This is a genomic window from Emticicia sp. (genome assembly GCF_049241225.1).
Taxonomy (GTDB): domain Bacteria; phylum Bacteroidota; class Bacteroidia; order Cytophagales; family Spirosomataceae; genus Emticicia.
Window position 1 is genome coordinate 1 of record NZ_JBMLRC010000437.1, and the last position, 7,437, is coordinate 7,437.

7 protein-coding genes and 1 pseudogene are annotated in these 7,437 nt (G+C 38.8%); 4 read left to right on the top strand and 4 right to left on the bottom strand.

Features of this window, described 5'->3' with window-relative positions; all coding sequences use genetic code 11:
• Window positions 1–312 (top strand): annotated as a pseudogene (locus tag ACOVO2_RS22685) (molybdopterin containing oxidoreductase); the annotation flags it as partial.
• Window positions 313–316: 4 nt separating this feature from the next.
• On the top strand, window positions 317–721 hold the full coding sequence (locus ACOVO2_RS22690; RefSeq protein WP_421772162.1) for a hypothetical protein: 405 nt from the start codon (window positions 317–319) through the stop codon (window positions 719–721).
• A 2-nt stretch (window positions 722–723) separates the two neighbouring features.
• Here the strand turns inward: ACOVO2_RS22690 and ACOVO2_RS22695 are convergent, their stop codons facing one another.
• Window positions 724–2,721, bottom strand: a complete 1,998-nt coding sequence (locus ACOVO2_RS22695) for a gliding motility-associated C-terminal domain-containing protein (protein WP_421772163.1) — start codon at window positions 2,719–2,721, stop codon at window positions 724–726.
• Window positions 2,722–2,847: 126 nt separating this feature from the next.
• Complete coding sequence (locus ACOVO2_RS22700) at window positions 2,848–4,323, bottom strand: ATP-binding cassette domain-containing protein (protein ID WP_421772164.1); 1,476 nt, start codon at window positions 4,321–4,323, stop codon at window positions 2,848–2,850.
• 251 nt (window positions 4,324–4,574) lie between these two features.
• On the opposite strand from ACOVO2_RS22700, the gene moaD reads away from it, so the two are divergent.
• Window positions 4,575–4,817: a molybdopterin converting factor subunit 1 gene (moaD, locus tag ACOVO2_RS22705; RefSeq protein ID WP_421772165.1), complete on the top strand. Its 243-nt coding sequence runs from the start codon at window positions 4,575–4,577 to the stop codon at window positions 4,815–4,817.
• Between the two features lie 62 nt (window positions 4,818–4,879).
• A complete protein-coding gene (locus ACOVO2_RS22710; RefSeq protein WP_421772166.1) occupies window positions 4,880–5,512 on the top strand; it encodes an acetyltransferase in 633 nt (210 codons plus the stop codon).
• 67 nt (window positions 5,513–5,579) lie between these two features.
• Here ACOVO2_RS22710 and ACOVO2_RS22715 read toward each other — a convergent pair whose 3' ends face one another.
• Entirely contained in the window at window positions 5,580–6,182 is a 603-nt protein-coding gene (locus tag ACOVO2_RS22715; protein WP_421772167.1) for a DUF1684 domain-containing protein, read from the bottom strand.
• The gene (locus tag ACOVO2_RS22720; RefSeq protein ID WP_421772168.1) at window positions 6,179–7,372 is read right to left on the bottom strand and encodes an MFS transporter; all 1,194 of its coding nucleotides are present in this window, start codon (window positions 7,370–7,372) and stop codon (window positions 6,179–6,181) included. The genes ACOVO2_RS22715 and ACOVO2_RS22720 overlap by 4 nt, the downstream gene beginning before the upstream one ends.
• Window positions 7,373–7,437 lie beyond the last annotated feature (65 nt).

The following is a 7,437-nucleotide window of genomic DNA, read 5'->3' on the forward strand; positions in this document are numbered from 1 at the left end:
GCGATGCTCGAAGAAGGTCGTACGCTCGATTTACGTGGACACGCTTGGGCAGGAGATTTGGAAGTGAAAAATATGGAAATTTCGATTGATTTTGGAGCAACTTGGCAAAAGTGTGATTTGCGTAAACCTAAAAATCGTTTGGCGTGGCAACGCTGGTCAACCAAAGTAAGTTTTCCGAAAAAAGGCTATTATGAAATTTGGGCAAAAGCAACTGATGCCAGCGGTGTAAGTCAGCCAATGGTTATTCCTGCGTGGAATCCTGGTGGATATTTGAATAATTCTTGTCACCGAATTGCCGTAAAAATTGGTTAAAACTATGAAAAACTTACATAAAATATCCTTATTGGTTTTCAGTGCGGCAATTATGATTAGTGCAGGCTTGAAGCAGGAAGAACTAAGTAATAAAAACACTTCCGCAGTAATGACTGCGGATTCTACCGTTAAAGTAGACAAAGCAACGGGCCTCATTGTAGATAAAGGTCTTGACATGGTGACTGCTCATTGCACAGGCTGTCATTCGAGTAAATTGATTACACAATTCCATACCGACCGTGCGGGTTGGCTCGAAAAAATCAGATGGATGCAGCAAAAGCAAAAACTTTGGGCATTGGGCGATGCCGAGCCAGTTATTCTTGATTATTTGGCAAAAAATTATCCAGCTTCAGAAACTGTTAATCGTAGAGCTGCATTAAAAGGAGTTGAGTGGTATAAGTTGAAATAAACTTAGTATATCACCTCAATTCTGCCGGCTTTTCTGATTGTTTCGCCTTTGTGGTCGCTAGCAACAATTTCGTAAAAATATTGCCCTATCGGGACGGTGCTTCCTTCGTAAGTTCCGTCCCAACCTGTTTTATAATCTTCAGTTTCAAACATCACATTTCCTGCTCGATTATACACCCGCATCTTGAAACTTTTCACAAAAAGAGCTTTTATCTCAAAAATGTCATTGATGCCATCGCTGTTTGGCGTAAAAGCATCAGGCATAAACATCAGTAGCTTTTGAGCATAAAGCACTTCGTTCGAATAACTCACCAAATTATTGGTTGAAACTGCCCTTACTCTAAATTTCACAATCGGGTTTGTGGGGTCGATGCTCAAAGGGTCTGGTTCAAACTTTAGGTTTTTATCAACTTTTGTGGTTGTCAAAACCGTTCCTAAATCATCTAACTTTTCGACAAAATAGGAATTAATACCCAACGGAAACTTCTGATATTCAGTCCATTTGATGCCTGTACCATCCAAAGTCAAAAACGATGGACAAAATGCCGCCGAAGTATCCGACATAATTCCGCAGTTGTTTTCATAAGTCACTTTATAACACTCTCGCTGCGTACTCGGACTTGATTTATCATCAACAACTCTATTGCCGTTTCCTCCTGCATTGAAAGATTCGAGTTTGTTATTTCTCCAACGATAAAATGTATAGCTTTTCAATCTTTGTCCAGTTGGAAGCGTGGCCGTAATCGCCACTTTATCTTTTTCAACTGATGTCAAAATATTAGTAATAATTGGCGGTTTTGTGCTATCAACACCAACGACAGACACCACCCGAGATAGAGATTGTACTGTACCTGCTAATCCCACAACTTGGTAAGTGTAAGTAGTACCACAAACAGTTGGGCGGTCAGTTAGTGTGTCGGTAATGGCTCTGTTTATATTTCTGTAATTAGTCGTTGTATTTCTTGAAATTCGATAAGAAATAAACCTTGGATAGGTGAGCGTTTTCCATCTCAGAAAATTCCTTTTATCTAAAACCGTCACTTGTAGTGGAATTGTGCAGCTCGAATCCGAAAAAGTGGTTCGTGGGCAAGCATCAGTAATACCAATTTTATAGCAATATTGCTCTTTATTGGCATCTTTCACGGCAATTTTGGTAGTATTGAGGGCAGAAGTTGAAGAGGTGATATTTTTTACGATTTTAAAATTATCTGCCCCCCATTTCTGATAAAAATCGAAAGAATAATTACCACCGATGTATCTAACCTGAATCGTGTCATTATCTTGAACAGTCAGACTGAACAGCGTTGGCGAAACACTTCGGCCGTTAGGTGTTATTCCTTGGGTTGTTACACCATCACATAAAACTCCCGTTTTTATTCCTCTTACTGTGATGGTTCGGGCGTTATTATTGTTATAAGTATGCTTTTTTGCTACCAACGGAATTTGTGCTTTGGTAATAGTTTCTGTCTGATTATCACCCCAATTAATGGTATATGAGTCAAAATTATTATTTGGGTCAGTTGGAATATTAATTTGGGCCTGAGCCGCAGCACAACTACTGACCGTAAACTTGGGATTGATAGTAGATGCAACTACCTCGATAGGTTGGCAAACATAGGCATTAACGGTGCGATTAGTTGTATTATAACTTATCTGAATCAACAGATAGCTTCCTGGAGTGCTTGGCGTACTAAAAGCTGTTCCATTGGTTCGGGTGTAGCCTGTTAATGGCGTAGGAAATGTCGTGCGGGTAGTATTGAAATAAAAATAAATGCCTGTGAGGCCGCTTTTATCTGTTACAGTAAACGAGCTATTCGTACAAACAGTTATTTTATTAGTCGTTATGCCATCGATTGTATATTTTGTGCCTTTGAAATCTAACTCAAATTTTCCTTTATTGGTAGTTGTAGGCAAATTTTGTGTTGGACATTGAGCTTCCAATCCATCCAATTTCAAGAAAAATAAACACATCCAAAAAAGGCTCGTAAAGGTACTCTTCATAGAATTAACAGGTTATCTTGATAGAAAAAGATTGCAAACATAACAAAAAAACTGAATGTAAAATTTTAGACGAAAAAAAACTGTAATTCGTTGCAAGACAATACTTTACGTTCTTAAAAAATAAAATCAACTATTTATCACTTTTCCTTTACTAAGGCCTAGGCGTTTATTGACACACGCAGGAATTTCTTCTTCGTAGTGAGTTACATAAATGAGTGTTTTGTTGAGTTCAAGCACTAATTCATTGACTAAATCTCGGAAATAAATCACGTGTTCGTAGTCGAGTCCTTGGCATGGTTCGTCGAGCAGCAGTAATGGTGGATTTTTCACCAATGCTCTTGCCAAAAATACTTGTCGCTGCTCACCCGTGGAAAGTTGATAGATTTTTCGTTCGGATAAATGACTGATATTCAAAAGTTTAAGATAACTATCAGTTATGGCTCGTTCTTCATCGGTTAGTTTCTTGAAAAGCCCAGCCGAATCGAACAAGCCCGAAGCTACTGCCTTCCAAACTTCGGTTTGACGAGTGAAATACAAATGCAACTCGGGAGAAACGAAGCCGATTCGGTGCTTAATGTCCCAAATACTTTCGCCACTACCACGCTTGCGGTCGAACAAATCATAATCATTCTGATACCCTTGCGGATTATCGCCCGTAATCAAACTCAAAATTGTACTTTTTCCCGAGCCGTTTGGCCCCATTAAAGCCCATTTTTCGCCACGTTTTACTTGCCAATTCACGCCATCAACTACATTCACGCCTTTGTAAGTCACGGTAACGTTTCGCATATTCAAGGCATATTTGAAATCATTTTTGGCTGGAATTTGCTTTACTTCTGCCAAAATATCTGCATCTATCTTTATACCAGAATTGTGAATAAATGTCTGAAAATCAGAAATTTGTGTAGAAATCTTCTTTATTTTTCCATTTTGAAGTTCAATAACATTTGTGATGCACGAAGGGATTTCTTTGGGAGTCGTAACCATAATGATCTGAATACCAGAAACAGCCACTTGGTTAAGTACTTGGTGTAAAGTTGCTCGACTTTCGATGTCGAGGCCGACAAACGGATTATCGAGCAAAAGAACTTTTGGTTTACGCAATAGCGAAAGCGTTATGAGCGTGCGGCGAGTTTCACCATTTGATAAAGTTACGATTTTTCGTTCGAGTAAATGACTGATTTTAAGCAAATTAGCAGCCTCAATTAATTCACTTTCGGTATAAGGTAAAGGCGGCAAATCAACCGATTTTTCATCGACCGTACCGATAGGTTTGATTTGATTTTGTAGAATTTCTCGCACTGTTGGCGAAATCTCAGCATCTTGCGAATTGAAACGTTGTTGATAATATTGAGTAGCCGCCTGCACGATTCGATTAAAGCTATAATCTTTGGCCACGAAAGCAATTTCATCATAATTTGGTTTCGTGATTCGGCCTTTTGTCGGAAAAATCTTTCCTGCGATAGCCTCCAGAAAAGTACTTTTTCCTGAGCCATTTCCACCAATAATCGCCCAGTTTTCGCTATTTTGGGCCTGCCAATTAATATTCTCTAAAACCGTACGGTCGCCTTTTTGGATATTTACTTCGTCGAATGTTATCATCAAATCAAAATCGTTGTTTTGCTTTTAATTGGTTTTCGATGCAAGATAGCCTATTTTTAATTTCACAAGAAAAAATATCAAACAGCTTACAGAAATATTATGCCGATAAACCTATTTTGCGAAATCGTGGTTAGTATGTAAATAATCGACAGTTGTATTTTTTGTAAAATATGAATAATGACTATTTTACACCGCCGTGGACTGTTGACCACCGACTGTTGACTATCTTTGTTTACCTGCAAATAAAAAATATGAAAATAAAAATCTTATGTTTTGGCATCACTCGTGACATCATCGGGCAGTTTGAATACACAACTTCGCTCGAAGATGCTGCTACCGTTGCCGACTTAAAACAGCATCTTTCAGCAAATTTTCCTACTTTTGCAACCTTAAAGTCACTCAGAGTGGCTATCAACTCTGAATATGCCGAAGATACGGCCGCTTTGAAAGAAAACGACGAAATTGTATTGATTCCGCCAGTGAGTGGTGGGTGAAATTTGTGAAACTAAATACCAGTTTCGCAGTAAATTATTAAACAAAGAATAAAATTGTAAGAATGGAAAATCCAGTTTTGATTTTTGGTGCCGGGAATCTCGGAAAAATAGCCTTAGATATTTTCAATAGAAATAATGTAGTGGTATATGGTTTTTTAGATGACGATAAAAAACTGCACAATACCGAAATCGGTGATGTAATGGTTTTGGGCGAAACCGACGACGATGGTTTTTTGAAGCTAATCGGACAAAAAACCGAAGCATTTGTGGCACTTGAAAACACCAAAGAGCGTAAAAAACTCGTAGAAATGCTCATCAGTCGCCGAAAAACGATGCCTGTCAATGCAGTGCATAATACGGCGGTAGTTTCGGCCGATGCCTTTATTGGGCACGGAAATTTGGTTGCTGCTCGTGCAATCGTCAATCCTTACGCAACGGTAGGAAGTCATTGTATCATCAATGCTTCGGCAGTAGTTGACATCAACGCAAGCGTGGGCGATTACGTACAAATCGGTGCGGGAGCAATCATCAACAGCGAAGCAGTTGTTGAAGAAGGTGCTTTTATTGGTTCGGGAGCGGTGATTATTTCGGGTGTGACGATTGGTAAAAATGCTCGTGTAGGAGCAGGTTCGGTAGTTATTGAAAATGTAGCCGATGGCACAACCGTTTTCGGAAATCCTGCGAAAAAAATATAATCAGTTGGCAGTTTTCAGTGTGCAGTCTGCAAAAAACGCAAATTGAAGACTGAAAATTGCCAACTTTTCAATGCTCTTTCGCAAAGTTTTTTTCTCCCGCTTCAATCGCAACTTTTAAATGATTTTCTTTAGGCGGAATCGGGCAGCTATAACCCACACTAAAAGCACAGTAAGGATTGTAGGCTTTGTTGAAATCTAAGTAAATCTTATCGCCCGAAATCTCTTTCATTCTTAAATCAAGGTAACGCCCGCCGCCGTAGCTCTCCTTTCCATTGGTCAAATCTTTGAATGGAATAAACAAATAATCTCGGTATTGAGGCAAATTTCTCAACCTAAGCGATTGATAAACAGCGAGTTTATAAGATTTTCCATTAATTTCAAACTTCAATTCTCCAAATTTTGTATAAGTAGCCGTTTGACCCGACGATGTTGGAACCTCGAAGGGTTTTTCCCGCTTTTTGGTAGCTACAAATTCGCACGCAACTTTAAATTTCTCGTTGGGTTCGTAGAAACGTAAATACTCAAAATCTTCTTTTTTGAGTGGCGAACTTGAATTTTTAAGGAAATCTGCTTTGTATTCCTCTCGGTGCTTTTCAATTTCGGCCTTAAAATCTTGAGCAAAAATAGTTAAAGGTACAAATGCAATGATTGAGAAAATAAGTTTTTTCATTGTGCGATTGGTTTGACAGTTTTGGCAATAAAAATACTTATAAAAATCATAATCATGGCAAAATATCCTACATACGGATAGTTTTCGAGATACCCCGATGGCGTTTTATGAATGATAAACCCGCCAATGTTAGTTGCAATAGCTTGTGCAAATAGCTGAACCGATGAATTGATGGCCATAAAACTACCTCTTTGTCGTGAACTTACTACATTCGATACGATTGCTTGGGTAGGAATCAGACGACCATTTGAAAACACAAAAAATATTCCAGAAATTACCAAAACTCCCCACAAAACTCCCGAAAACATATTGGTTATCAAGAAAATCGGAATCATTGAAAGTAAGGCAAAAGTTACAAAAACTGGATATTTCCCTTTGCGGTCGGCCAATTTTCCGACCATCGGAGCTGAGAAAATCGTGAGAAGTCCGCCCACAAAATAAATCAGAAAAATATTATCTTGACTAAAACCCACATTGGCAACTAAAGTCGGCGAAATGTAAGGAATGATACTAAAATGTCCCAGCATAATGATAGTAGAAAGACTCAAAGCACGAAGTTGGTTGGGGTTTCGAGTAATATCAGTAATAACAGCAAAAGGACTTTCTTTAGGTTGACGATTTTTTAGGTGCTTATCGAGTGTCGGAACGTAGCGATAAATCAGAAAAATAACCAATACGCCAAGTCCACCAAGCACCAAAAACGGTGAATGCCAACCAAAATGATTGGCCAAATAAAGTCCAGCAGGAATACCCACCACCGAAGCCAGCGAAAAAGCAGTGGTAATAAAACCCATGGCAGTTGCACGACGCTCATATTCAAAAGTATCGGCCACGATTGAAAGCACTTGAGCTCCAATCAAGCCACCGAAAACTCCTGCTACTACTCTCGCCAAAATCAGAATTTCGTAAGTTGGAGCAACCGCACAAGCGAGCGTACCAATCACAAAGCCCGTATAAGCAAAAAGAACGACTTTTTTACGGTCGTAATTATCAACAAAGAAAGCAGATAAAAAGCCAGAGATTCCTGCACTTAGGCCGTAGGCCGATACAACGAAGCCGAATTGTCGGGGCGAAATATCAAAAATTTTCATTAATTGTGGCCCCAACGGCATCATTATCATAAAATCAATGATATGCGTAAAATTGATACAGGCCAATATGAATAATAGAAGTTTCTCTTTTTTAGTCATTTACGAAGTGCTTTTGTGAATTATACTTAATTTTTCAACGAAAGGGAGTTGAAAATAATTCATTT